Here is a 25,668-nt window from a genome sequence, read left to right on the forward strand (position 1 = left end):
AAATCTAGCAATCTAGTATGATTACCAGATTGATGCATTAATCAGCATGTATTAGGTAGATATCGGCTCAGATATTTTTCTACAGGAATCTCGGATTATGAGTTCAGGTTTTAAAAGATGTCGCATAGGAGTGTACTCCTCTCCTTCATCCATTCTCTTAAATAATTCACTCGCTGCTTTTTTCCCCATTTCAAAAAATGGCTGTTTCACGGTTGTTAACGTTGGATAAGTCCAACTTGAAAGTGTAATATCATCAAAACCTGTGATCGATAGGTCAGACGGAACATTAAACCCTCGTTCCTGAACGGCTCTTAATGCCCCTATTGCTGTTTCATCATTGGAAGCAACCACTGCGGTGAAATCCCCAATCGCTAATAAGCGATTCATGGCGTGGTACCCGTCCTCATTTGACCAGTTTGTTGGAATAATCCATTCAGGATTAACTTCTAACCCTAATTGGCTCATGGTTTCAAGATAGCCGGCTAATCTGCATTGTGTTGCAGCAGCGGCAGAAGGACCAGAAATATAAGCAATTTTACGATGCCCAATTCTACTTAGATACCTTACAAGCTCAGAAATACCGAAGTAATTATCTACATCGACAGATACTAAATTTTCCACATCAGCCGAATCACCAAACACAACAACTGGAAAATCTGCATCCGCGATTTCCAAGAGATCTTGCTGGTTCCTCTTCCTAAAACTAATCATGAGGATCCCATCTACATGGCCTTCGAAATATAAGTTTTGAAAATATGATTCATTGTATTTATTAGAAGCCATACTGTAGAATACACAGTTAAAGCCTTTTTCACTCGCTATTTCTTCAATTCCCCTAAAAATCATTGGATAAAAGAGGTTCGTCATACTATCAACAACAATACCAATCGTTTGTGTTTTACTTACAACTAATCTTCTTGCATTTTCATTACGATGGTAGTTCAACTCTTTAATTGCTTTCTTTAATGCTTCTTCAGTCTCCTTTTTTACTGGTAGTCCGTTTAAATAACGGGATACTGTACTTTTTGATGTATTTGCCAGCTTGGCAACATCTTTTATTGTTGGACTCACTTTTATACCTCCGTCCGAGAATATACTTTAAAAAATTGGAACGTTCCCATTTTTAAGTAAAAAAACAAAAAACTGGAACCGCTCCCATTTGCAAGTAAACAAATTTTTCAAATAACGGAAACCGTTTACATTCATTATAAAAAAAAGATTTCTATATTTAAAGGTGTTATTTAAATAGTTGAATTGTAAGTTTTATTAACTTACATTCCTTTTACATCACCAAAATAGGAACGTTCCCATTTTAGTATGAAAGAATTTCTATCTATTTCAATTTTAAGGTCCAAGCTTGCTTTTGTCAAACTATTTTAGAATATTGTGAAAAAAAGATTATAAGAAATTACTAAGGGATTGGATAAATTATTCCTTTTCAATTTGATGAGATTTCGTGATCGTTCGGTATATATACCACATCCAGATATAACCGATAATACTTCCGCTAAAAAACAGAAAAAGCGCAGGGACTTTCATTAGCAGAAAATAAATGGCATACGTAATAATAAATATACCAGCTGTTTTTAGTGGTGAAGCAACACTATATAAAAAACTATATTTAAAATAATCGAAAAAACGAAATTGAAAATGAACGTAAATCGGGAAAAAATAAATGCAGGTAGTAATAAAAAAATAGGCGATTAAAATCGTCACTATTTTCAAAACAGAACTACCAAGTGTTTCCCCGAAGGAAAAATAGTGATAATCCACATACAATAGCCAGCCGATTAATACGAGAATGAATCCTAAACCATTAACTTTAATAAATTCAGTTTTATAAGTTTGCCAGAAGGTTTGAAAAATGGGTGTATCATCGACACCCATAACCCACTTACGAACAACAGAAAACATAGCTGCTGTTGAGGGAAAAATCCCGAAAACCCCCAATCCAACGATCGTAAAGGCAAGCCATAACAATTGGAGATAAGCAAAATTCATGATTAACTCCGTTAGCCGATAGATAAAACCATTTAGTCCTTTTAATTTCATCCGTACTCATCCTTTAAACAATGGTAATTGTTAATAACAATCCCATTGGTGCTCGTGATTGAAAATATGAACCTTTTCGTTTTTCACAGCATTTTGTGCAAACAAATACATCGCTGCTGACCAAGATTGTCCCGCATAGCCCATCGGTCTGCCTGATTGACCATGGAACCATTCGTTAAACTCCCACTCATTTTTCTTTCCAGCTTTATTCATATTTGCTAATTTTTCTAATTGATAGTTGGCTTCATCATACCTTTTTGCTTGAATTAGTGCAATAACATAGAATCCCCCAATAAACGGCCATGCTCCACCATTATGATAATGATGCGGTAAATTCAGATTCCGAACACGGTAATAGTCCCGCCAATCCTTTTCACCTTCGCGAATAGGCGGATACAAAGCCTGGACAGGAAAAGGCTCATTGATTCCGCAGCCATGGATATAATCCAAGATTTTATTCGCTTTTTCTTCATCAGCAATCCCAAAAATGATCGCCAGTAAATTAGCGAGCGTGTCAAACCGGTCTGCATAATCACGGAATCCCATATAAGGTAAATAAAATGGTCTTTCTACCAATTCTGTTTCCACCCGTTTCACAGGATAAATCCATTCTTTTCGTTCTTTTTTAATCCACTCCATTTTGTCTTTATTTTCTGGGGTAATCCACAAAAGAATATTAATTTTTTTCTTTACATCTTTAGCATTTTCATAGTATTGGCTTGAAGGTAGTTGCAACGCATCTGCCATATGACCCATACACTTCCAGGCTGCTGCATATAAAACATTATCGAACAGAACATTATAGCGGTTTGCAAACAAGTCCGCCCAGTCCATTGCCTCGTGAACTTCTAATAAGCCGCACTCGTTTGAATCTTGATATCGCAGCCAAAGCAGGGCCTTCTCTAAATTCCCCCACCATTTTTGTAAAAAATCTATGTCCTTGGATTCCATAAAATATGCGTAATGGCCTATAATATACCACAAATTTCCATCAACACATCCAGCATGAATGGAATCTTCAACAGCTTTTCCGTTTTCCTCTTCAATTTCAACTTCAAGCTTACCACCATGTGCGATTAACGCGGGGTCTGCAACGTTTGGAAACCCAACATTATGTGGAATCTTCCCCAGATCACTTTGGAACGTTCCCAAAGTTTCCAATGACTTACGATGAGTCTTGGGGCCCATTTCACTCCCACAAACTAAGAGACCAAGTCCGCAAATCATACTATCTCTTGCCCAAACTTGTTGGTAGGCGGTACTCGACCCTAATAGACCAAGTTCTCCGCCATTCTGCAATAATATTTTTTCTGCCTTCTCCCTGCCAATGTCAACCTTTCTTTCCATCAATCTCAAGTCTCCCCTCAAACGATTCATTAGATGATTTAAAAAATATTGTTTTATGCCAGCACCAAAGCATGATCGAGATTTTCAATTAAATTCGTTTCATAAATCGGCTCTTCAGGATTTTTCGGAATGCATAATGTTTTAATTTCCGAAGGTCCAAAATACAATTCCATTGATCTTCCCCAATTTTTCAAGTCCACTTTTACTGTTGTTTCTTGGTGATTGGTTTCATAAAGCCGGATAATGAAATCATCATTATTTTCCGCCTTCTTTAAAGCAGAAAGGATAATGTTAGGCTGATCAATAGCGATAAATGAATCCTCTTGCGGCAATTTCCCCTTATGATACGTTTCCACAATCACCTGCGGTTTTTGATTTAGTTCTAATGCATGTTTTACCGTTCCAGCTTCTTCCCAGCTATTTTCATGTGGCAGCAATTCATACGTGAATGTTTGAATCCCTTGATCAATAATTGGGTAATCCTCGTCAGGATCCGGTACAAAAGGAGCATGGTGTGCATAGATTGGGCTGCGTAACACCGTAAGATTAATAGAATTTCCATTTACATCTATGCCGTATTTACTATCGTTTAGAATGCTTAGACCGTAAATGTCACTCCTGTGCTTACCTATGGTCCCCGTTACATCCACCCAATTTTGCATAGGTTTTTCGTCCCCATTTGACTCACGGGAAACATGACCATATGGAATTTCAAAAGTCGCATTACGCTGATTAAAGCTTACCGGGAACTTAAGTTTTAATGTTTGATAGCTTTCCTGCCAATTCACTTTCACTTTCACTTCAATCTTATCCAGCTGTTTGTACATTATAAAATCTTGCACAATCGTTGAAGACTGAAATTTAGAAGTTACTCGAATCACACCTTTTACCGGTCCTTCTTCAAGCTTCTTAATGCGAATTGGTTTAAATACTCCTGCAACTTCATCGAAACGAAGTTTTCCGTGACCCCATGAATCAGAAGTATCGTTCATGACAACTGGAATAGCTGCATCGCTCTTGAACACTTCAATTTGCTTTACTTTGTCATATAAACTGCTTATACCGCCGGATTCTTTATTAATGACAAGTTTGAAGCGGTCATTTTCCATTTCATTATCGGTTACTTTTACTGATTCGAACTCTTTTGTCGGTTTATTAGCACGAAGTTTGTACGTACTATATCCTAATGGCGGAAGCTCCGCTAAAAAAGCGACTCTTTTTCGATTTGGAATTTTGGCAACAGAGTCAATGATTTGATATGGTACTTCATTCCCTTTTACATCTTCAATAATGAATTCCTCTGGCAGCAAATAATTAACGAACAGCCCATATTCAATTTCAACATTCACTTTTACTGGCCATGAATGTGGGTTAAAGATAACCATTGGTTTCATATCTTTTTCTTCTTCAATATCAATATTCCAGCTCAACGATTGCAGAGCATAATTCATATTCCGCGAAGAAATGCTAATAGATTCCCCAAATAAATCTCTGGCATCCGTATACGCCGCTTCAATACTTGTCCCTGCTAAAATATCATGGAATTGGTTAAATAAGATTCCCTTCCAAGCCTGATTCATATCTTCGGGGTATGGCTGCTCTGTTGTCCAATTTGCAATGGAGGAAAACTTCTCAGCCATCAACGTCAGATTTTCCGAGTATCGGTTTAGTTTTTTCACTTCGGAGTGAACAGAATAACAGCCCACTGCATGATGGTGCAGGTCATCATGCACAACCGGAAGCTGCTCCTTAAAACTCTCGACATGTTCGAAAAATTCATTTGGAGAACTAAAGATAAGATTTGTATCTCCCATCGTTTTATTTATTTTTTCGATAATCTCAATATTTTCTTTTGTTGGTCCCCCGCCATGATTGCCAACACCATAAAAGCACATTAAGTTATTAAAGGAATGTTTAAGTTCTGATTTACAGTGCAAAATATGGTTTTCCAAATGATCGAAAGTACAATATTCAAAAGGGATACGAAATGCTTTTACACGGGAACCGTCCTTTGATTCCCATAAAAACAACCGGCTTGGAAGTCCTTTTTCATCCGGACCTGGCCTCATGAATACGTAGGAATCCATTCCTGATTTCTTTAATATTTGCGGCAGCATTCCATTATGCCCAAAGCTATCGACATTGTAGCCAACACTGGCAGTTACCCCAAACTTTTCTTTAAAATAATTTTGACCAATCAGTCCTTGGCGGACAAAGGATTCCCCGCTAGGAATATTGCAATCAGGTTGAATCCACCAGCCGCCACAGATCACCCATCTTCCTTCTTGAATTCTTTCTTTTATTTCTTGAAACATTTTCGGTTCATTTTTTTCAATCCATTCATAATAAGCAGCTGAGCTGGAGGTGAAAATAAAATTCTCGTATTCTTTCAAACGGTCAAGTGCTGAGCGAAATGTAGCTTTTACTTCTTGAAAGCCTTCCTGCCAGCGCCAAAGCCAAACGGGATCAAGATGAGCATTTCCAATCATAAACAGGTTTTTCATAAGTGAATTCCTCCAATTACAGTGTCTAATCTAAAATTTGTCGTTTATAGCTTGCAATGTAATCGTATTCAATTAAGTTTTCTGCTCCATTATAACACCCAAATCTTAGTTTGTGTATTCAATAAACTAAGTTGCAAAAATAATAAACCTGATTAATTCATTAGATTGGGTATATTATTTAATAATTATTGGAAATTTTGTTAAAATAAAATGATTAACTTTCTTAGAGGAGTTTGATTATGAATTCGAAATTCATCGGCTATGTTGGAACATATACAAAAGGAGAAAGCAAGGGTATTTACTCCTTTACCCTCGATGCAAATGAGGGGAAAATTGAGAATCTGCAGGCTGCAGCTGAGTTGGAAAACCCCACATATTTAGCAATCAGCAAAAACAACAAGTTTCTTTATTCGGTTACAAAGGAAGGGAATAATGGCGGGGTTGCCTCTTTTTCAATCAATGAAGCAGGTGGACTTACAGCTATCAATAGTGAATGCTCAGAGGGATCTCCCCCATGCCATGTCAGTGTGGACAACAAGAATTACTTCGTGTTCAGCGCCAATTACCATAAAGGAATAGTGGAATCCCATCCTATTAACCAAGAGAATGGTTCTATTCAACCGGCAGTCTCGGTGATGAAGCACGAAGGACGAGGCCCAGATCCAAGGCAGGAGAAACCTCATACACATTATGCGGGGCTTACTTCAGATGAAAAGTATCTTGCTGTAGTAGAATTGGGAATTGATGCACTGATTACATATGAAGTAAGTAATGACGGGACCCTTACAGAAGTTAGCCGTTTACCTTTAAAAGCAGGCAGCGGACCAAGACATCTAGCTTTTCATCCGAATGGAACAATTGCCTATATCATGACGGAATTCAGTTCAGAGGTTATAGTTTTAACCTATCATCCTGAAAATGGACATTTTACTGAAAAACAATATATTTCAACGCTTCCTGATGATTTTCAGGATAATAATCAAGGCAGTGCCATTCATATTTCCTCTGACGGCCGCTTTGTTTATGCAGGTAACCGGGGACATAACAGCATCGCTGTATTTAGAGCAGACATACTATCCGGAGAGTTGAGCTTTATCGAGCATACGTCTACCGAAGGGGATTGGCCGAGAGATTTTTCTTTAGATCCAACGGAGAAATTCATCGTAGCTTCCAATCAGGAATCGAGCAATCTTGTGTTGTTTACAAGGGATGCATCCTCTGGAAGGCTAACTCTCCTGCAATCGGATATAACGGTTCCACACCCAGTTTGTATTAAATTCTTAAATTTGTAAGATAAAAACAGGATGTTTTTTTAGCATCCTGTTTTTATTGTATCTCTCTATTTAGCAAGGTTTATTTAAAAAGTATCAAATCGATTTTTTGTTTTTCCACTATTTAAAATTCGATTTGCAGGGATGGATCTCATTACCAAGTCATTATAATTGCTCTCTGGCTTAAATATAACAACGGGGTTGGTATGTTGTATTAGATGCAAATCCCAACACATACCGTCTACCTTATTGTATTGTCCTTGGATCGTCAGGATATGATTGGTATTGCTCGAAGGCTGGACCTGTAAATTTGTAAAGTAGTTACCACTGCATTCATTTGGAATCGTTTCACTGCCTTCTAAAACAATATTTTCAATACAATCATCCAATGATATCTTATCAAAGCGATTTGCGTTCACATAGGCAAATCCACTAGCAGGTTTAACAGCTTTTAAATAAATACCTTTTTCAAAAGATACAATTTTTATATCTGTAAAGTTTACAAATGAAATCTCGTGTCCACTTCCAGCTGAGTACAACCGGATTCCTGTTCCCGATACAGTGCCTGTCCAATTCACTAGGACAAGATTTTGAAGTGATGAATTGTTCCAAGTATTGTAATATTTATATTTTCCATCCAAATAAATAACTTCTTTGTTATAACCGTTATAATCAACCATAATACTAGCGTCCCACAAGGAAGCATCCTTTTGAAGTTCAAAACCTCTAACGTTAGCACCAAGAACAAATCTTGTTCCATAACTCCCTTGTAACTTAACACCCTGTTTAATAATAACTGTTCCCGTCATATAATAATCTTTATCAGAAGCAATAACTGTTTTCCTAGCATTCTGGTAGGCAAAATCAATTGCTGCTTGAATCTTTCCCTGTGGTGTACTGCCTGTAAAATCTTCAACATAAACAAATGGATTTTCTGCTATTTTCTATTACTCCTTTATCATTTTATAGTTTTCAAGGTATTATATGAATTTAATAAAATAAAGTATAATTAAATCGTACATAAGTATAAAATATATAAATAGTTTGAATAATTTAATAGAAATAACCCTAAGTAATGAAGGATGATTACTTAGGGGTTTTTTTATTAAGGCTTACCCATGTATAGTTTTTCTATCCAGAACTGATCGGCTACTAATTTTTTTATCATTCATTCCTATCGATATTTTCCCAGCAAAATAGATGCCATATGGAATTTTATTCAGGACAAATGTAGTGGCACATGACAATAAAAGACTGCCAATGAAATAGAATAGGGTCATCAATGATGGATAAACTTCAAAAGATAAACGGTTGTAAACCAAGTACATTACAGCTAAAAAGACAGGATGGATTAAATAAATGCCGAATGAATATTGACTAATCCAAACGAAGATTTTAGGTACTTTAGAAATTTTTGTAGCAATATAATAAATCAACAAAATCATACTTGTGGTAAAAAAAACCATATCCACTCTTTTGGATGAAATACTAGAGATTATCTGTGAGTCAAATAAATATAAACAAATGGATCCGATGAGTAAAGGACTAATAATGATCCATTTTGCATTTTTATTTAAAAAGCTAATAAAAAGGGAAAAGTTTCTCCCACAGTAATAGGCAAGAGTAAAATAAAACAACCAGCCAAAAAAGGGAATCCAATAGAATTTTTCCCAGATGTATACTCCTATATCTGTTGGATACGGTTTGACAAAATTGAAAAATCCTAAATAAGCCACGTTGATCAGTAGGGCAATGCCCATGACCAAGGGTGGTTTCCACATTTTTAAATATTTATGGAAGAAAAAATGCAGCAGGTAAAATTGAAAGATAACTAGAATAAAATATCCATGGTAATCACCCAATAAGAGATGCCGCCATAAAAAATGGCCAAACGAACCTGCCAAATTATTTCCTGAACTTATGGAGGCCTCGAAGGCTTTTAAGAGGGCATAAAATGTCCCAAACAAAATATAAGGCACCATTATATACTTTAGTCTTTTAGACCAGAAATGGGCTGGTAATTCATGTGGATAAGAACGTGCCAAGATAAATTCCGAAATAAATATAAAGGTTGGTGTACCGAAAGTTAATAAAACTCTCAGTAGATTGATTGTATGATTTTCATCAGCGTAAGCTCTTGCCAGTGAATGAAGAAGTAAAATACTTAAACATGAAATACTTCTCAATAAGAATATTTCATTTATCAACTTTTTAGGCAATTTCTCTCTCCCTTTCTATGAAAATAATATTTAACCTTATTCTTCAAAAAACACTTCAAAATATTGATATAATTTTCTTTTTGCGTCGTTTCCGTAAACCCCAAAGGTATTGCCGATTATTTTTATATATTCACTCATTGTGACACCAAAGTTGTGTTTACTCATCCACCATGCCTTTGGATCATAAGAAGTATCACTAGAAATAAAAACTAATTTAATATGGCTTCCTCTATAGACTCTGCTGAAGTTGTATTTCACCCTTCTCATATGGTAATCAGAAGAAACAACAATGGCAGAATGATAGTTATTACTTTCCATTATTTCCTTCAAATAGACTGCGCTTTCATATGTGCTCTCAGCCTTATCTTCCAATAGTACAGATTTCCTTGGCAATAGGGTAATAGCATTTTCCCATAGATTATCCGCCAATCCATTTGATACAATAATGGTCCTTGCATACCCCGAATTATACAGTTCAATTCCTTTTTCTAGACGCCCTTCTCCTCCACTTAATACTACAATCACATCCACTTTTTTTGGTTCTTCATTGATAACTAGAAATCTCCCTGCAAAAAATAGAACAAGAATAATTAAAAATACTATTAGTAAAAAAACTCTTTTTCGCATAATGCGATCATCCTTAAACGGTTGCTTGTTCAATAAGGCTATAAATTTCACCGTATGAATGTCTTCTATCAAATTTTTCTTCTGCTAATCTTCTGGCGTTTTCACCAAGTTCGGAACGTAAGCCATCATTATTATAAAGCCGCTCAATTAATGCAGCTAATTTTACAAAATCACCAGGATCATAGTTATGTCCAATATTTTTTTCACTCACCATATCCATAAATTCCTTATTAAGGCTGCTATTTAATATAGGTAACCCTGCAGATAAAAAATCTCCAATTTTGTTGGTAATACTTTGTTGCGCGCCTTTACTGATTGCATTGGCTGCTATATCAGAACTTACTAAATATGGAATCATCTCCTCATATTTAAAATGTCCCATAAAATCGACTGGTGCATCTAATTGTTGGGCCAACTTTTCAAATTTTGGCTGTAAGGGCCCTGAACCGAATACTTTAAACACAATATTGGAAATCCCTTTGTTTTTTAGAATGGAAACTGCACGAATTACTGTTTCCAAATCATAACTATAGCTAAGGGTACCAATATAGGTAATCCAAAATTCATTAGGATCTTTCATTACATAATTTTCTTTATAGCTATCGAAAACACCTAGATCTGTTCCTATAAAAATGGGTAAATACCTTCTGGCATTTAGATTGGCTTTATTTACTCGATAAACGTAACTTTTTGAAACACCTACAACGTAGTCAGCCAAACTATAAATTTTATTGGCATATACAGTAAGTGGATATAATAAAGCATCAACGATTACCTCCGGAAGAGGAATGGCATTTTTAATCGCTTCTGGCCATACATCCTGAATATCCATAATAAATGGAATCTGAAACTTCTTGGCATATCTTCCAGCAATAAAAGCAGCATCCATCATCGGATAGGCACAATAAATCACATCGGGCTTATGTTTTATTTTATTTAAATAGAAGTGAAGCTGTTTCGAAAAGTGTCTATGGCTTTGAATACGATCAAAACCAATATTTTTTTTGTATCCAAGTTCATCTAACATGACGATTTTATATCTTACTCCCTTACTGATGTTTTCAATATTATTTTTATCTCGAAAGCTTTTATCACTGTGCTTAAAATTACTTGTAAGTAATGTTACGTTATGATCCTTGCTGCTTAATTTGTCTGCAATATAAGTGAATCTATTAAATCCTTTTTCACCTGGGAGTATTGTAAAGGGAGCGACTAAAAGAATCTCTTTACTATTTGTTAACATCCTTCCACTCTCCATCCACCCTTAAGTTAGCATTACTACTAGACAACTACTTTCATGGTTTCTTTAGTTTGTCTGGTTTGATTGGTCATAAACAGCAGTATTTCCTTTAGGGTTTCTCTATCTTTATGGATAAAATTCTCAAGTAAGTCTGTAATTTTCGTTTGATCTACATTTACTGGTTTACCTACCAATATTTTTGGATGGACCTGATAGTCCTGTACTTCATTTTGGTTTAGAATTTCTTCAAAAAGTTTTTCACCTGGTCTTATTCCAGAGTAAGTAATTTCTATTTCATTCTCCGAATAGCCAGATAACCGGATTAAATTTTTAGCCAAATCAACGATTTTTACTGGCTCACCCATATCAAGAACAAAAATTTCCCCGCCTTGCGCTCGTGCTCCAGCTTGTAAAACAAGTCGAGAAGCTTCGGGTATTGTCATAAAATACCTTGTCATCTCAGGGTGTGTAACTGTTACAGGACCGCCTTTGGAGATTTGTTCCTTGAACAACGGGATGACACTCCCCCTGCTTCCTAACACATTACCAAAGCGGACTGCAACGAACCTTGTGCTGCTTTTTTGATTTAGCTCCTGCACAATCATTTCAGCAATTCTCTTTGTAGCTCCCATTACACTTGTTGGGTTGACTGCCTTATCAGTAGAAATCATGACAAAGGTTTCAACACTATTTTCTCCTGCTGCTTCGGCAACATTTTTTGTTCCAATAACATTGTTTTTAATGGCTTCCTCTGGATTTCTCTCCATTAAGGGAACATGCTTATGTGCTGCTGCATGAAATACCACCCTTGGTCTATATTCATTCATAATTGCAAAAATTTTATCCCGGTCTGTAATATCCGCAATTTCAGTTACAATTTGAATGTTTTTACCCAATGAGGATTTCAATTCCATTTCAATCGTATAAATACTATTTTCCCCATGACCAAGTAGGATAAGTTTTGATGGTGAAAACTGAGAAATTTGCCGGCAAATTTCAGAGCCAATCGATCCCCCGGCACCGGTTACAAGTACCACGCTATTGGAAATATATTTTGAAATGGAGTTTGTATCTAATTCAACTGGCTCTCTCCCTAATAGATCACAAGGTTCTACATTGCGAATTTCATTAACAGAAACTTTACCTGTTACTAGATCTTCAAACAATGGCATCATTTGTGTATTAATCTTTGTTTTGATGCATTTCTGATAAATACTGTGCAATTCTTTTTTACTTAGGGATGGGATGGCAATGATAATATTTTCAATCATTAGATTATTGACCGTATCATTGAGGGTGGTTAAGCCGCCAAGTACTGGCAGCCCCAAAATTTCTAGGTGCTGTTTTTGTTTATCGTCATCAATAAATGCAACAGGAATAAGTTCCCCGTCACTATGTTTTAATTGCCTTGCAACTAACATTCCCGCTGACCCTGCACCAATAATGAGTGTTCGTTTCTTAACTCCTTTGTTTCCTGAAAAATAATTATCTTTATAAAGACGCCAAGAAAACCGAGAACCGCCAATTAAGAACAAATGCATCATCCATGTTGTAGTTAATATACGAAAATATATTTGCTGGCCAATAATAAATTGAATAATCGCTGCCGTGACGATTGATAACGTTACAGCCTTCAGAACGGTTATCATTTCACCGACACTAGCATACTCCCAAGCACTCTTGTACAGCTTATATTTATAAGCAAACAAATGGTGACTTAAAAGCAAAGTTGTTGATACAAGTGTCAAATGCACTTTAGGAACAACACAGCCTGAAAACAAAAGAAAACTACATATATATACAGATGTAAACACGATTAAAGAATCCACAACTACTAAAGAAAGAAACCGTTTCAGAAAACTCATTATTGCCCCCCTCTCTGTTTTCATTACTAAAAAGGTTACATTTCGTTCTCTTTAAAGAACAACCAAGTAAATACTTCCCTAACCTATGTGGCAATAAATCGCTGCTTTCTTTTACGACTTACAAAGGACTGGATTGTTTGGATAACCCGTGCTTGCTCCTCTTCGGTCATGTTCGTACCAGAAGGCAGACAAACCCCTTTTTGAAACAAACAATCAGCGACGTTTAAATGAATGGAATGAGGGTAGAATCTATATTCTTTTAGTAATGGCTGTAAATGCATTGGTTTCCATACAGGTCTAGCTTCAATGTTTTCATTTTCTAATTCCTGTATTAACTCCAATGGTGTAAACATTGGTTGTACTGAATCTATAAAGAAAGCAGTTAACCAGCGATTATGACGTGTCCCTTGATATTCTGGCATAAAAACAAACTCTTTTATATGACCTAATTCGCGGACATATCGTTGAAAAATAGCTTGTTTTTGTGACACTCTTCCTTCAATCTCGGCAAGTTGAGCGATTCCAATCCCCGCCAAGATATTGCTCATCCGATAATTGTAGCCTAGCTCACTATGTTGATAATATGGCGAAATGTCTCGTGCCTGCGTAGCCAGAAACTTCCCCTTAACCAGTGCCTCATGATCATTCGAAACAAGCATTCCACCACCCGAGGTAGTAATTATTTTATTGCCATTGAAGGAATACACCCCAAATTTACCAATAGTACCACTTTTTCTTCCCATGTAAGTGGAACCAAGTGATTCAGCTGCATCTTCAATAATCGGGACCTGATAAAAAGTACATATTTCAATTATTTCGTCCATCTTGGCACTCTGCCCATATAGATGAACGACAATGACAGCTTTGGGAAGATTTCCTTCTTTTTCTGCGTCCATAAATGCCTTCTTCAAAGCAAGCGGCGACATATTCCATGTATCAAATTCTGAATCAATAAACACTGGAACAGCTTGTTGATAAAGAATTGGATTTACACTTGCCACAAATGTAAGTGTGGAGCAAAATACTTTATCGCCTGCTTTCACATCCAGTAATCTTAATGCCAGGTGGATTGCTGCTGTACCCGAACTGACGGCTAAAGCACCATTCGCTCCAACATATTGAGATATCTCCTTCTCAAACCTATCAACATTTGGGCCTAAAGGAGCAATCCAATTAGATTCGAAGGAGCTATTAATGTATTTTTGCTCATTGCCGGTCATATGCGGTGCCGAGAGATAAATTCTCTTATTATCACTTTCCATTTATTCACATCCATTTCTTTAAAGGCTTACTTCTCTACTTGACTATAAAAAGTTTAAATTATTGATTAGTAAGAAGATTTTGCAGGACCAAATCTGGATGTCTATATAGCGGAAAGTAATTTTCAGTGACTGAGAGGTTTTTTATAAGCTCATGATAAATTTCCTCATTCCGAATTCTTTTTCCGATGTAGAAAGGCAAATCCCCATATTTATTAAATCGTTTTTTAAAACGATACAAGGTATCGCTATCTCCAGCATATCCTCCGCCTAAATGTAAAAATTTTTTTCCGTTTGACTTTGCCCATTCCACAACATAATGAATTAAAAAATTATTTGGCGCGTATTTTAGATAATCTTCATCGGAACCTAATAAGTGATAATGGATGAATTCATCATAATGCATAAAAAAGCATGACATGATTACTTTATCCCCCATCACCACCTCGATTAATTCCAAGTGATTCTGCAAAAGTTCAACTTTATTTTCAAAAAAGCTTCTCTGAAAATAGTAATATTCATAAGCGTTTTTCTTATCCATTGTTTTATAATATAGATTCATAAAACCTTCTAATTCACTTGGCGAGCGATGGACCATCGTAAAATATTCATTCGTATTAGCCTTCCGTAATCTATTTCTATTTTTATTATCGTAATTCGCCCATATTTCTTCCAAGTCCAAGGATAAATCAACATAAATCGTATGACGATTTAAAGTTGATTCAATATCTTTATAATCCTGATCATTTCGAATTATGGGATGAAATCGCACAAACTCGGCGATTATGTTTTTTTGATAACAATACGAACGAAAGGAAGCCTCAAATTGGCGAAATAGCTGTTCTTTTCTTATCTCATCCTTTGTATTTGTAATAGGCCCGCCATAACCGTATGGAGTTGTAATATCATACAAATCCCCATATTTTCTTTTTACATCTTCTGCAGATTTTAAGTCATTAAGTCCTCTCAATAAAAACGGGTAATAAACGAAATCCTGACCATCTTCATATATAAAGAGCTGCGCCTTCCCGTCCCCATTTCTCTCATAAACTTCTAAATATTCCGGAGTAAAATAAATATCCTTTCTTATGGTCTGGTCTAAATATTTATGCCAGTACTCTTTATCACATAAGTCAAATGTTTTATAAACCACAAAAAGGACCCCCAAACAATTTAATTTAAACTAAAATTTCTACATTCATCCTGTTGCTAATACAAACTAATGTGAACGTTTCGTTGCCTGTGAATGATTCGTTCGTTAATAGGAGCAATTTCCTTGTAGGATCTAATTGATAAAGACAATGAAGCAAATCTAGGTCTTGGAGAGATTTTGGGTCAGTTAAACGATAGAATTGATTTCTAATCCTGCCTATTTGGTGAACTCCATTTGCGGTTGAGCAAGTAAGCATAGAAAAATCATATGCCGTATGATCTGCTTCAGCATTGGGATAATTCTCTATATAACATTCACAATTACCATTAGCAGATGTAAAAGCTCGCTGCTCCGCAACATACCAGTTAGTAGAATTCTTTTTAACAAAGCCGATTTTTTCATACCAATTCAGTGCTTCCAGGTTATTTTCAAAAACATCCAGGCACATCATCGATTTTCCGTGTTTTTCTAATAACTTATATCCGTGTTTTACTAATAGTGCTGTTCCAATCCCCATCCCCTGATATTCAGGGAAAATATAAATATTGTTTAAAAAAAGATTATTTTTAAATACCCTCCACTCTGTATATCCGGCAAGATGCTCATCAACAAAAGCGCCATAAAACTTCACTCTTCGATTTTCTTCTGGAATCATAAGTAAATTTTTTAAATACTCACCGTAACGTTTTGCACTAAAAATAGTTAGTGAAAATATATCTTTATTCATTCCAGACTCAATCAACTTTGGAATAACTTGAGCATTGTTCATTTTTAATGGTTCAATACGTATTTTCATAGTGCTGTATTCCACCTCTTGGGTACTATGCTTTCATCCTTCGCTCCACATCAAAATCTAACATCTCCTGATCAGGCACCTTTGCAACCCCGTCCCGTTTTATCGTTTTGCTGATTGTCTTAAAAATAATTTTCAAGTCTAAGAAGAAAGACTGGTTTTCTACATATTTAATATCTAATGTCAATCTGCTATTCCAATCTAACTGGTTCCTGCCCTCCACTTGTGCATACCCTGTAATTCCGGGCCTTACAGTATGCCTTTTCCTTTCTTCAATCGTATAGTAAGGTAAATATCGCACTAACAAGGGACGCGGACCAACCAAGCTCATTTCACCTTTTACCACATTAAGTAATTGCGGTAACTCATCCACACTTAATCGTCTTAATAAAAGTCCGACTTTGGTTAATCGAATAGAATCCGGTAAGTCGTTTCCAGCCTCATCCTTTTCATTTGTCATGGTCCTAAACTTATATAGGTTAAAGATCCGCTCATGATATCCGACTCGTTTTTGTTTAAATAGAATCGGAGAACCTAATTTCACCCGGACCACTATTGCAACTAGAAGCAAAATTGGGCTGAAGAGACACAGAAGGAGTAAACTGGCAGCCAGATCAAATAATCTTTTCATAGACCCTCCACAAAAACACGTTATAAAATCCATATTTGTTTTCAAAAAAGAACATTTGATTTAAAAAATTTTTTGGCTATTTTGCAACTTCTAATGAAGTCTCTACAGAAATTATTTTTTTCTTGAAAACTGCGCTCCTCAAATATTTAGATATAGGCTTTTCAACAACAATATAGACCATGCAGGAAGACAGGACCGTTAATACAATCACGATTATCAATGAAAAAAAGTTTCCTAATGCGCTGATCAAATTTAGCTTTTTCAAAATCAAGATATAAACTTGAAGAAATGGTCCATGTGCAATGTAGATTGAATAGGATGCATCTCCTAAAAATGAAAGCACTTTAGGGACTTTCCGATTTCTTTTGTCTTTTTCCGAAATACCCTGCATCAGAATCATGGCAAATAGACAATACAAGATAGGCGCTGGAATATTAATCAGACTGTATATATTATTTATCCAAACACCCAAAAACCCTAACAGACCAATCATTATCAACATGGATGAATATCTGAAGGTATAATTGAGAGTCAAATGTGCCACTAAACATCCTAGTAGTATTTCCAAATTACTAAAATTCGTAAAAAACGAGTGTGGGATTATTTTCAACCCAATTAATTGAGAGGCTATAATCCAAATCAATACGATTGGTTTAACGATTTTTGGTTTTAACATATAGGCTGAAAATAAGAAATAGAACAGCATCACGTGACTAAGTGACCAGGCTGAAGCAAGAATTGGGTCTGTTTCAAGAAGCAGCATTGACTTGATAATGTAGTCCCAAGAATACGTCCCGTCTATGGCAGGGGAAATAACAGAAACTCCGATAGCTAATAAAGTAAAGATCCAATATAATGGGTAAATTCTAATCAAACGCTTTAAGAGAAATTCAGATGTCTTTCCTGGGACTCCGACTTTCTGGTGATAAAGGTAATAAATCATAAACCCCGTTACGATAAAAAAGAAATCAACACCGCCGGTTCTTTCCCATTCCCCCATATGAAACCAGTCGTATTTATAATCGGTATAAAATAATATATTTACATGACCGAGGAGAACAAATAAAATCGCTATTGCTCTTGAAATCTGTACATATGAAAGCCTTCTTCTTCCACTTTCCATATGATTCACTCTTTTCCTTAAAATTGATAGTAACACTGACATAGAGCCCTTTTAAGTTTTGGAATGCTTCTTTAAAGCATGAAGTGAATAATTGGCAAAATACCACAAGGCAGAGGGTATATTGATGTTTTCTACCTTCCTGTACGTATTCCATGTTTTCTGAGCAGATTTTAATTTGTTGCTTGATAATGAATGTTCACACTTTCTGTAAATGGCTAATTCCTCATTCAAACCATACGCCTGGATTCCTCTTGACAGAATTGAAAGCCAAAGCCCATAATCCTCTGAGCAATCCCGATGAATTGGCATCTGTACATTCCCTACAATTCTTTTATCCAGCATCACGGTTAATGTCCCGATCATTGTATTTTTTAATAGGCTTTTATAATCAAGCCTGGCTGGTACTCGAAATACAACGTTCGTTCTTTCCCCCTCTTCAGTCATAATCCTGTAATTTGAATAAGTAAAGGCAAAATTATTTTTTTCCATAAACATTAACTGCCGCTCTAATTTCTGTGGAAGCCACAGATCATCACTATCTAGAAAGGCAAGATATTTTCCTTTTGCAGCCATAATAGCTAAATTTCGAGCATTGGCAGGTCCGCCATTTTTTTTTAATTCAATTAATTTGAATCTAAGATCATCCTTGATTTCTTTTTTCACAATATTAATCGTGCTATCCGTTGAGCAATCATCAACGATAATCATTTCCCAGTTTGTAAAAGTTTGTTCTTTAACTGAACCAATGGTTTCGGTGATAAATCTTGCAGAGTTATATGTTGGAGTGATGATTGAAACAACCGTTTCAGTTGAGGATTCCATATTTATTCCCCACCTTCTCCCTACGAAATCAAATTTTTATAAGCCTTGTCTCGACTCTGTTAGCCTCTTAAAACAGTATTCTAATGATTGATTACTTTATTTTGTTTAAGCTTTTTCAGTAATTTCTGGTTGTGAATATTCGTTTCTTTCACCCCTTGAGCCTGTTCCGGCTGGAGAACAACTCTAATTGTTTGCAGTAGAATTTTCAAATCCAACAAAAGGGAACAATTACGAACGTAAAGTAAGTCAATACGCAATTTATCTTCTACAGGAGTGGTATAGTTAGCCAGCACTTGCGCTAACCCCGTTATACCTGGCTTAACGGTTAATCGATAAGAGTATTCAGGAAGTAATTGTTTAAATTGATTAATAAAATGTTCCCGTTCTGGTCTAGGTCCAACTAAGCTCATATCACCTTTTAGAACATTAAATAATTGTGGAAGTTCATCTAAACGAACCGCCCTAATTAACCGACCAATTAATGTAATTCTTGGATCTTTAACTGTAGCAAGTACTGGACCTGTCTTATTTTCTGCATCTTGAATCATACTTCTAAACTTATACACCCAATATGGATTCCCGTTAAGTCCTATACGCTCTTGTTTATAAACAGCTGGTCCTTTTGAAGTGAGCGGAATTAATAAAAATAAAACCAATAAAAAAGGACTAGTGATAACTAATACAATTAATGATATAACCAGGTCAAACATCCGTTTATAAATTTGTTGGACTACGCTTAAACGGGGAGGAGTAATCGAAATGACCAGCATATCATCAATTTGTTGTGTATTACCGCCAAGAACTGACAATTCAAAATACTGTGGAACCAGCAATATTTCTTTTCCATGTTTGATACAAAAGCGCACAATTTCCTCTTTATTCTCCATTCTAATCGTAGGGCTAAGCAGGAAAAGATCACACTTTGTCACATAATCATAGATTTGGCTCTTTTTGGTTAAAGGGATAAATCCTAATATTTCAAACCAACCTTTATGATGATTTAGAAATTTTTCAGCTATATTCATCCCTGCGTTTGAATCATCACCGATTATATAGACTTTTTTCTTACCGTTTAATTTCTTATTAATGTTCCAAATACATACACGCGTACAGGTTAATAGGGCCGTCTGAATTAGAAATGCTGCAAAAATAAAGCTTGGCTTGAAAGTTAGATTGAGTGCCCATATTGAAATTACTACTTCTATTCCTGTGAAGGCAGCCATCGATAATACAATTGAATATACTAAATGCTGAATACTTTTTCGGCGCCAATCTGCATAGAGGTCATAAAGATAAAAGACAAAAACTGAGGAAGCGGCTAGAAGCATTAACGATGAATAATTACTGATAGATTCCATGTTCTGAATCGATAAATGTTGTAATACCCAATTCGTAACAATAAATCCACCATACACTAACGTGATATCGACAAGTGCAAGGATGATTTTTAAAAATTTTCCTTTATAGTCTTCATACATTACGATTCTCCTTTCGATCAGGCTGCTTATAAATTAGAATTCATGTAACTTTCAACTACAGTTCAAGTACTCTTTCAATGTATTACTTACCATTTGCTCTAAAGAGAAATCGGTCTGGACTTTTCTTAAAGCATTTTCAATAAATTGCTTCCTAATCACTTCATTTGATTCAATATCTAAAATCTTTGAACAGAAGTCTTCTACTGAATGCTCATTAATAAGGAAACCAGTCTTATTTCCAATTATCGCTTCACCAATCCCGCCTTTATTTATGGAAATGATTGGTGTTCCAACCGCCATCGCCTCTAATATAACCATCGGAAATACTTCTCGGTAGGATGTAAGTAATAAAAGATCCATTTCTCTAATAAACTCCTCTGGTTGGTAAACGGGGCCGACCATCTTGATCTTGTGAACAAGATCTTGTGATTGGATCATATCCTTTATCTTTTCTTTTACAGGTCCATCACCTGCAATATAAAACTTGATATTAGGTATATGGCGAAGCTGATGGGCAATTTTGATAAATAGCTCATGATTCTTTTCTTCAGATAACCTGGCTAATATCCCAACCTTAAACAACTCACCCTTATCTTTGTTGTGAAAGGCGAACTGCATTAAATCAACACCATTATAAATGGTGGTAATTTTACTCGGGGTTATTCCAGCTTTGACGAGATTTTCCTTTTCAAAATCACTGACAGTGATGATTCTTTCAACATATTTATTTAATATATGTTTAAAAATAGTCGGATATTTTTCCTCAAGAACCGTAATATTATGTTTTGTATAAACAATCTTGAATTTCTTTTTTGTTAACTTCTGAATTGCAATACAGTAAAGGACCATCCTCAAGCTATTCGCATGGACAACATCTATTTGTTTGTCACTAATCAAATTTCGCAGTTTTTTTAAATTGTGCAGATGCTTTGTTCTACTAATTTCAATAAAGTTGTTCTTATGTTTGATTTTCTCGTACAACTCTCCAGAACCAGCGGCATAGTGAAAAGAAATGTTAGGGTGTTGTAATTGATTCTCTAATTTACAAAAATACATTTCTGCCCCGCCTAAAATTAACTTATCGGTTATGACTAGAATATTCATGGTTACCATCGCTCCGTCCATAATTAACATTCAATTTTATTTTTGGTTTAGAGGAAATTATGGCAGATAAAAAAGATGCTTTTTTCTTTTCACTTTTTAGAGAGTATTTTTCTTTATGAAAATAAGTGGCCAAAATTGCCAGATACATAAAAAACATGTCGTTAATAATGACAGAAAGGAATGCCATTTGAAGAATGAACCCTACAAATGTTAAGAATAGGTAGGGTTTCTTTTTAATTAATTTCATTTGATAAATTTCAACAAACACTAATAAGATAAATAGACAAAAGCACGTTATTCCTAATAATCCCGACTCCGACAATATTTCCAAAAATGTGTTATGAACTAGCAAGCTAGTTCCATATTGGAAGAAGTTGTAATCAGAAAAATTAAAGGCTCCAATTCCAAAAAACATATGTGAAGTAAAGTAATCCCATGCTCTCCCCCATAATTCTAGCCGACCACTTCCACCATCCTGTGATAGGTCTCCAACTCTCGATTGTAAAATTCCGAATATATCAAAATGCAGATAGACGATTGTAATATATACAGAAACCAATAATGAAACAGTTAAACCCACTATTAATTTTAATTGCTTCATTGGGTTATTGATTACTATATAAATCAGTACGAGAAATGCCATGATTAATATTCCGCCTCTGGAAAAGGTTAATAGATTTGCAATAATGCAGAGCAGCAATCCAAGCTTATTTTTTAACGAATTAGAGTTACAAAGAAAATAAGAAAAGAAGAGTGTATTATAAAACACAAAGAAATTAGGATCCTGCACCAGTCCAATTAATCGGGGGTAATCTCTGTCTAACAAAACTCCGAATTGGTAAACTCTATCTCCTTCGAACACAAAACCAAGACTTTTTAATCCAACAAAATAAAGAGTCAAACTTGCAACATTAAATAGGATCCCAGCATCTGCAATAGCTCTTTCAATCACTAAATCTTTTGCGTTTCCAATAACAGATTTCATAATAAAATAACAAAAAATATAAAGGATGATTCCACAAATGATTCTGATACTTGAGGCAGGATATAAGGCAAAGGACCCAGATAAGCTATACATCATGTAAAATAACAACATTGCCATTTCAAACAAATGAAGTCTTTGGAAGTAAAATGAACCGATATGAACTGTTAAAAACAAGATCAAAAAAATCATATACGGCTTTATCGCAAAACCTACATAAATGTAATAGTTTGCCAATGTTACTAATACAAAAAGAAGGAAGATTAAAAAGCTGTAGTTATAAGATTTTGGAGTTAATTGATTATTCACCTTAAACCCCCTCAGGTTTCTTCGTTTTCCATCTTTGATTGATTCCTAATGTTTTTACATACTTATGGATCTTTTCTCTATTCTCTTTATCGACTAAAACCAACAATGACAATAAAACAAAATGGACCGCCATTGCTAAAAGAGGGAATGCTCCTAGAAAATAGTCGATACTGCATAAGCAAACAATAAATAAAGATACGTAAGGTACGATTACCCTTTTGGCAATAATCCAGCGATTAGGAATACAGATCCAAAAGCCGAAGAAGGCAATTGCTTCTATCACGACACCGGCAAAAGCTGCACCAACAACGCCATAAAATTTACTAAAAAGGATATAAAGGAAAACGCCAGAAATGACCGAAATTAATTGAACAATTGTCCGATATGTTTGTAATGCTCGTGTCGTTAATCCATCAGCTAGTGCAATATTTATCGCCTGCAATGTGAGGAGTAAAGACAATATTTTCAGTGGAAGAGCGGCTTGAATCCACTTATCACTGAACAACAAGTGAATAACAAAATCTGACATATAATACAATGGTATGGTCATGGCCATCCCGACTAAAGAAATGATTTTAAGCAGCGCAATATTGTGTCTTAAATGATCATCCAAACGATTATTATTAAAGGCCCTAAACATCACAGGGTAATAAGCCCCTGCAACTATAAATGGAATTTGCTGCAATGCTTGGGGAATTCGATAAGCGACAGCAAAAACCCCAACTTCTTTAAGGCCTATGGTGTTTTCCAATACTAATGGTCCTAATTGCGGAAGCAATACAAACAGTAGTCCACCTAACGTAAAAGACCCTAAATTATGTAATAGTCCTTTATGAAATCGACTTTTTAAACGGATCTTCACATTTTTACTCACTAGGTAAACCCCAATAATGCCAGCGGTTAAATAAGAAAGGCCATATAATGTGCAAATAATAAGTGGATCAAAATGAAGGAACATTCCTAATAAAAGAGTCACTACTAAACAAGAGGAAGAAATAATCCTGATTAATCCGTTATATTGCATTTTCTCAATCAGTTGAAAATAAGTAGTTCCAATACTTTGTAAAGCAATACCTGAAACCATTGGAATCATTAAAATATAGGCTGTTTGAATTAGTTCTGGCTGTCCCGGGTGAATTATATGAAAAATAATAAATCCACATAGAAATGATGCAAAAAGCAAACCCATTCTCATTTTTACATAGGAGGAAATAAGGTTGGATATATCAACCTGTTTCTTTGAACCCTCCCTTAAGACGATGACACTTAGTCCTGCATCTGAAAAATAGCCCATAATCATGGCAAAGGCTAACACGACGCTAAACATACCATAAGTGTGTTGCTCTAAATAATGAGCTAAAACGATTAGTGCGATTGCATTTAAGCCATTGGATAATGCTGTGCTATAAAACAAATGTAAGATGTTCTTTACAATCGAATTTTTTTTTGATTTCTCCATGAGATAGCCACCTTATTTGAACACCTTGATTCTGTCATCCAATTCCTGCTCAGCCTGTTTGATAAATGACTCCGAAAATTTTATTATTCGTTCTTTCTAAATTTTCCTTTGTTTTAAGAAGCTCTTCTTTCTTTGTTTTATTTTCTTTAATCACCAGAATGACTCCATCACATTGACTTGCTAGAACTTGTGAATCTGCTGCCGTTAAATAAGGAGCAGCTTCAAAAATTACGACATCAAATTCTGATTCACAATTCCTAACCAATTCTATTATTTTATTTGTTACCCATATTTCTGAAGAATTTAGAGGAATAGGACCGGTTGGCAGAATAAACAAGCCCGGAACATACGTTTCTCTAATATGAAGTTTGATCTCATCCTCATTTACAATCACATTCGTGAACCCACTCTGATTTTGCATCTGAAACCAATGGTGGAGAGATGGGTTACGGATATTGGCATCAACTAATAGAACTGATTTTCCCTGTTCTACAAAGGAAATGGCCAATTTAGATGAAATGATTGACTTTTCACCATCTTCACTGGTGGAGGTTACCATAAAGATCGCAGACTTTCCTTCGGAAATCGATTCTAAATTAGTTCTTATTATCCGAATTTGTTCATTACTTATAGGATCTTGCATTATTTTTTTGGTTTGATCTTTTTTCTTAAACACTAATTTCCCCCCTTTTATTTTCAGTTAAGATGGTCGCCTGCTGCTTTCTTCCCTTGCTTTTATTGATAGATTTTCGTTTAATACTTTTTAATTTTACTTCCCCTAATATTGGTAATCCTCCAATACCATCAATCTCTTTAACATCCTTAATCGAATCGTCCCAATACTCCCTAAACATCGCAAGGGCAACTCCAAGAAAAATTCCGATTACGATACCGATTGCTACATTTAATGTTAAACTCCCAACGCGCTTAATGGAGGGATCTCCATTTACAAGTGATATATCTTGAACATTTAACTGTTCACGCATTTTATTTACAGATGTATTAGCAATGATATCGGCGCGCTTTTTAGCTTCATTCTCATCATGGTCTCTTACCACTACATTGACTATTTGTGAATTTCTATTGTTTTGAACAACTATCTGTTCCTCTAATTTCTCCAAGTCCTTATCATTCATATCCAGCTCTTTTTGAACTGAATTCAGCACAATCGGACTTTTGATTAAATCCATTGTTGTGGCCAACAGGGTACTAAGTGCTTGTGTGTCACTATAATTACCATCATCCTTTGTGAGCTTGCCAATTATAATACCCGCAGTTGCATCATAAGTTGGCTTTAATATAAACAAGGATATGCCCATAGTAATAAGGGAAACACATATTACGGTTACAATGATAGTCACAATTCTTTTTCTAATAATACGAAAAAACTTTTTCAGATCGATTCTTTCGTCCATATAGACCTCCAAGAA

22 protein-coding genes are annotated in these 25,668 nt (G+C 35.4%); 1 reads left to right on the forward strand and 21 read right to left on the reverse strand.

The genetic code is table 11. The features are described from left to right. Window positions 1-51: 51 nt before the first annotated feature. The 4 genes from LC455_RS14355 to LC455_RS14370 form a co-directional block, all read right to left on the reverse strand. Complete coding sequence (locus LC455_RS14355; protein ID WP_223591788.1) at window positions 52-1,071, reverse strand: LacI family DNA-binding transcriptional regulator; 1,020 nt, start codon at window positions 1,069-1,071, stop codon at window positions 52-54. A gap of 357 nt (window positions 1,072-1,428) precedes the next feature. Beyond that, window positions 1,429-2,052: a YesL family protein gene (locus tag LC455_RS14360; protein ID WP_223591789.1), complete on the reverse strand. Its 624-nt coding sequence runs from the start codon at window positions 2,050-2,052 to the stop codon at window positions 1,429-1,431. A 30-nt stretch (window positions 2,053-2,082) separates the two neighbouring features. Continuing rightward, a complete protein-coding gene (locus LC455_RS14365) occupies window positions 2,083-3,399 on the reverse strand; it encodes an amylo-alpha-1,6-glucosidase (protein ID WP_223592256.1) in 1,317 nt (438 codons plus the stop codon). A gap of 53 nt (window positions 3,400-3,452) precedes the next feature. Next, the gene (locus LC455_RS14370; RefSeq protein WP_223591790.1) at window positions 3,453-5,903 is read right to left on the reverse strand and encodes an alpha-mannosidase; all 2,451 of its coding nucleotides are present in this window, start codon (window positions 5,901-5,903) and stop codon (window positions 3,453-3,455) included. 239 nt (window positions 5,904-6,142) lie between these two features. Here LC455_RS14370 and LC455_RS14375 point away from each other — a divergent pair, with 239 nt between their 5' ends. Continuing rightward, window positions 6,143-7,195 (forward strand): lactonase family protein, encoded by a 1,053-nt coding sequence (locus LC455_RS14375; protein WP_223591791.1) that lies wholly within the window; start codon window positions 6,143-6,145, stop codon window positions 7,193-7,195. 65 nt (window positions 7,196-7,260) lie between these two features. Here LC455_RS14375 and LC455_RS14380 read toward each other — a convergent pair whose 3' ends face one another. The 17 genes from LC455_RS14380 to LC455_RS14460 all read right to left on the reverse strand — a co-directional run bounded on the left by LC455_RS14380 (window position 7,261) and on the right by LC455_RS14460 (window position 25,653). Beyond that, window positions 7,261-7,983: a hypothetical protein gene (locus LC455_RS14380; RefSeq protein ID WP_223591792.1), complete on the reverse strand. Its 723-nt coding sequence runs from the start codon at window positions 7,981-7,983 to the stop codon at window positions 7,261-7,263. A gap of 303 nt (window positions 7,984-8,286) precedes the next feature. Further along, window positions 8,287-9,393, reverse strand: coding sequence for an acyltransferase family protein (locus LC455_RS14385; RefSeq protein ID WP_223591794.1), 1,107 nt, complete (start codon window positions 9,391-9,393; stop codon window positions 8,287-8,289). Window positions 9,394-9,429: 36 nt separating this feature from the next. Next, entirely contained in the window at window positions 9,430-10,020 is a 591-nt protein-coding gene (locus LC455_RS14390; RefSeq protein ID WP_223591796.1) for a YdcF family protein, read from the reverse strand. A gap of 13 nt (window positions 10,021-10,033) precedes the next feature. Then, window positions 10,034-11,263, reverse strand: coding sequence for a glycosyltransferase family 4 protein (locus tag LC455_RS14395; RefSeq protein WP_223591797.1), 1,230 nt, complete (start codon window positions 11,261-11,263; stop codon window positions 10,034-10,036). A gap of 38 nt (window positions 11,264-11,301) precedes the next feature. Beyond that, a complete protein-coding gene (locus LC455_RS14400) occupies window positions 11,302-13,125 on the reverse strand; it encodes a polysaccharide biosynthesis protein (protein ID WP_223591798.1) in 1,824 nt (607 codons plus the stop codon). Between the two features lie 83 nt (window positions 13,126-13,208). Beyond that, window positions 13,209-14,387, reverse strand: a complete 1,179-nt coding sequence (locus LC455_RS14405) for a DegT/DnrJ/EryC1/StrS family aminotransferase (RefSeq protein WP_223591799.1) — start codon at window positions 14,385-14,387, stop codon at window positions 13,209-13,211. A 58-nt stretch (window positions 14,388-14,445) separates the two neighbouring features. Continuing rightward, window positions 14,446-15,537: a GNAT family N-acetyltransferase gene (locus tag LC455_RS31710; protein WP_223591800.1), complete on the reverse strand. Its 1,092-nt coding sequence runs from the start codon at window positions 15,535-15,537 to the stop codon at window positions 14,446-14,448. Between the two features lie 25 nt (window positions 15,538-15,562). Beyond that, on the reverse strand, window positions 15,563-16,333 hold the full coding sequence (locus LC455_RS14415; protein WP_223591801.1) for a GNAT family N-acetyltransferase: 771 nt from the start codon (window positions 16,331-16,333) through the stop codon (window positions 15,563-15,565). Window positions 16,334-16,358: 25 nt separating this feature from the next. Further along, entirely contained in the window at window positions 16,359-16,961 is a 603-nt protein-coding gene (locus LC455_RS14420; RefSeq protein WP_223591802.1) for a sugar transferase, read from the reverse strand. 76 nt (window positions 16,962-17,037) lie between these two features. Further along, window positions 17,038-18,084: an acyltransferase family protein gene (locus tag LC455_RS14425; protein ID WP_223591804.1), complete on the reverse strand. Its 1,047-nt coding sequence runs from the start codon at window positions 18,082-18,084 to the stop codon at window positions 17,038-17,040. 51 nt (window positions 18,085-18,135) lie between these two features. Beyond that, entirely contained in the window at window positions 18,136-18,906 is a 771-nt protein-coding gene (locus LC455_RS14430; protein WP_223591805.1) for a glycosyltransferase family 2 protein, read from the reverse strand. An 80-nt stretch (window positions 18,907-18,986) separates the two neighbouring features. Next, window positions 18,987-20,384: a sugar transferase gene (locus LC455_RS14435; protein ID WP_223591807.1), complete on the reverse strand. Its 1,398-nt coding sequence runs from the start codon at window positions 20,382-20,384 to the stop codon at window positions 18,987-18,989. Between the two features lie 51 nt (window positions 20,385-20,435). Further along, the gene (locus LC455_RS14440; protein ID WP_223591809.1) at window positions 20,436-21,488 is read right to left on the reverse strand and encodes a glycosyltransferase family 4 protein; all 1,053 of its coding nucleotides are present in this window, start codon (window positions 21,486-21,488) and stop codon (window positions 20,436-20,438) included. After that, window positions 21,463-22,779, reverse strand: coding sequence for an O-antigen ligase family protein (locus LC455_RS14445; RefSeq protein ID WP_223591811.1), 1,317 nt, complete (start codon window positions 22,777-22,779; stop codon window positions 21,463-21,465). The genes LC455_RS14440 and LC455_RS14445 overlap by 26 nt, the downstream gene beginning before the upstream one ends. Before the next feature lies 1 nt (window position 22,780). Continuing rightward, the gene (locus LC455_RS14450) at window positions 22,781-24,238 is read right to left on the reverse strand and encodes an oligosaccharide flippase family protein (protein ID WP_223591813.1); all 1,458 of its coding nucleotides are present in this window, start codon (window positions 24,236-24,238) and stop codon (window positions 22,781-22,783) included. 49 nt (window positions 24,239-24,287) lie between these two features. Then, complete coding sequence (locus LC455_RS14455) at window positions 24,288-24,914, reverse strand: CpsD/CapB family tyrosine-protein kinase (protein ID WP_223591815.1); 627 nt, start codon at window positions 24,912-24,914, stop codon at window positions 24,288-24,290. Then, window positions 24,907-25,653, reverse strand: a complete 747-nt coding sequence (locus LC455_RS14460; RefSeq protein ID WP_223591817.1) for a YveK family protein — start codon at window positions 25,651-25,653, stop codon at window positions 24,907-24,909. Before LC455_RS14460 ends, LC455_RS14455 begins: the two co-directional genes overlap by 8 nt. Window positions 25,654-25,668: the final 15 nt, after the last annotated feature.

It is taken from the genome of Neobacillus bataviensis (genome assembly GCF_019969725.1).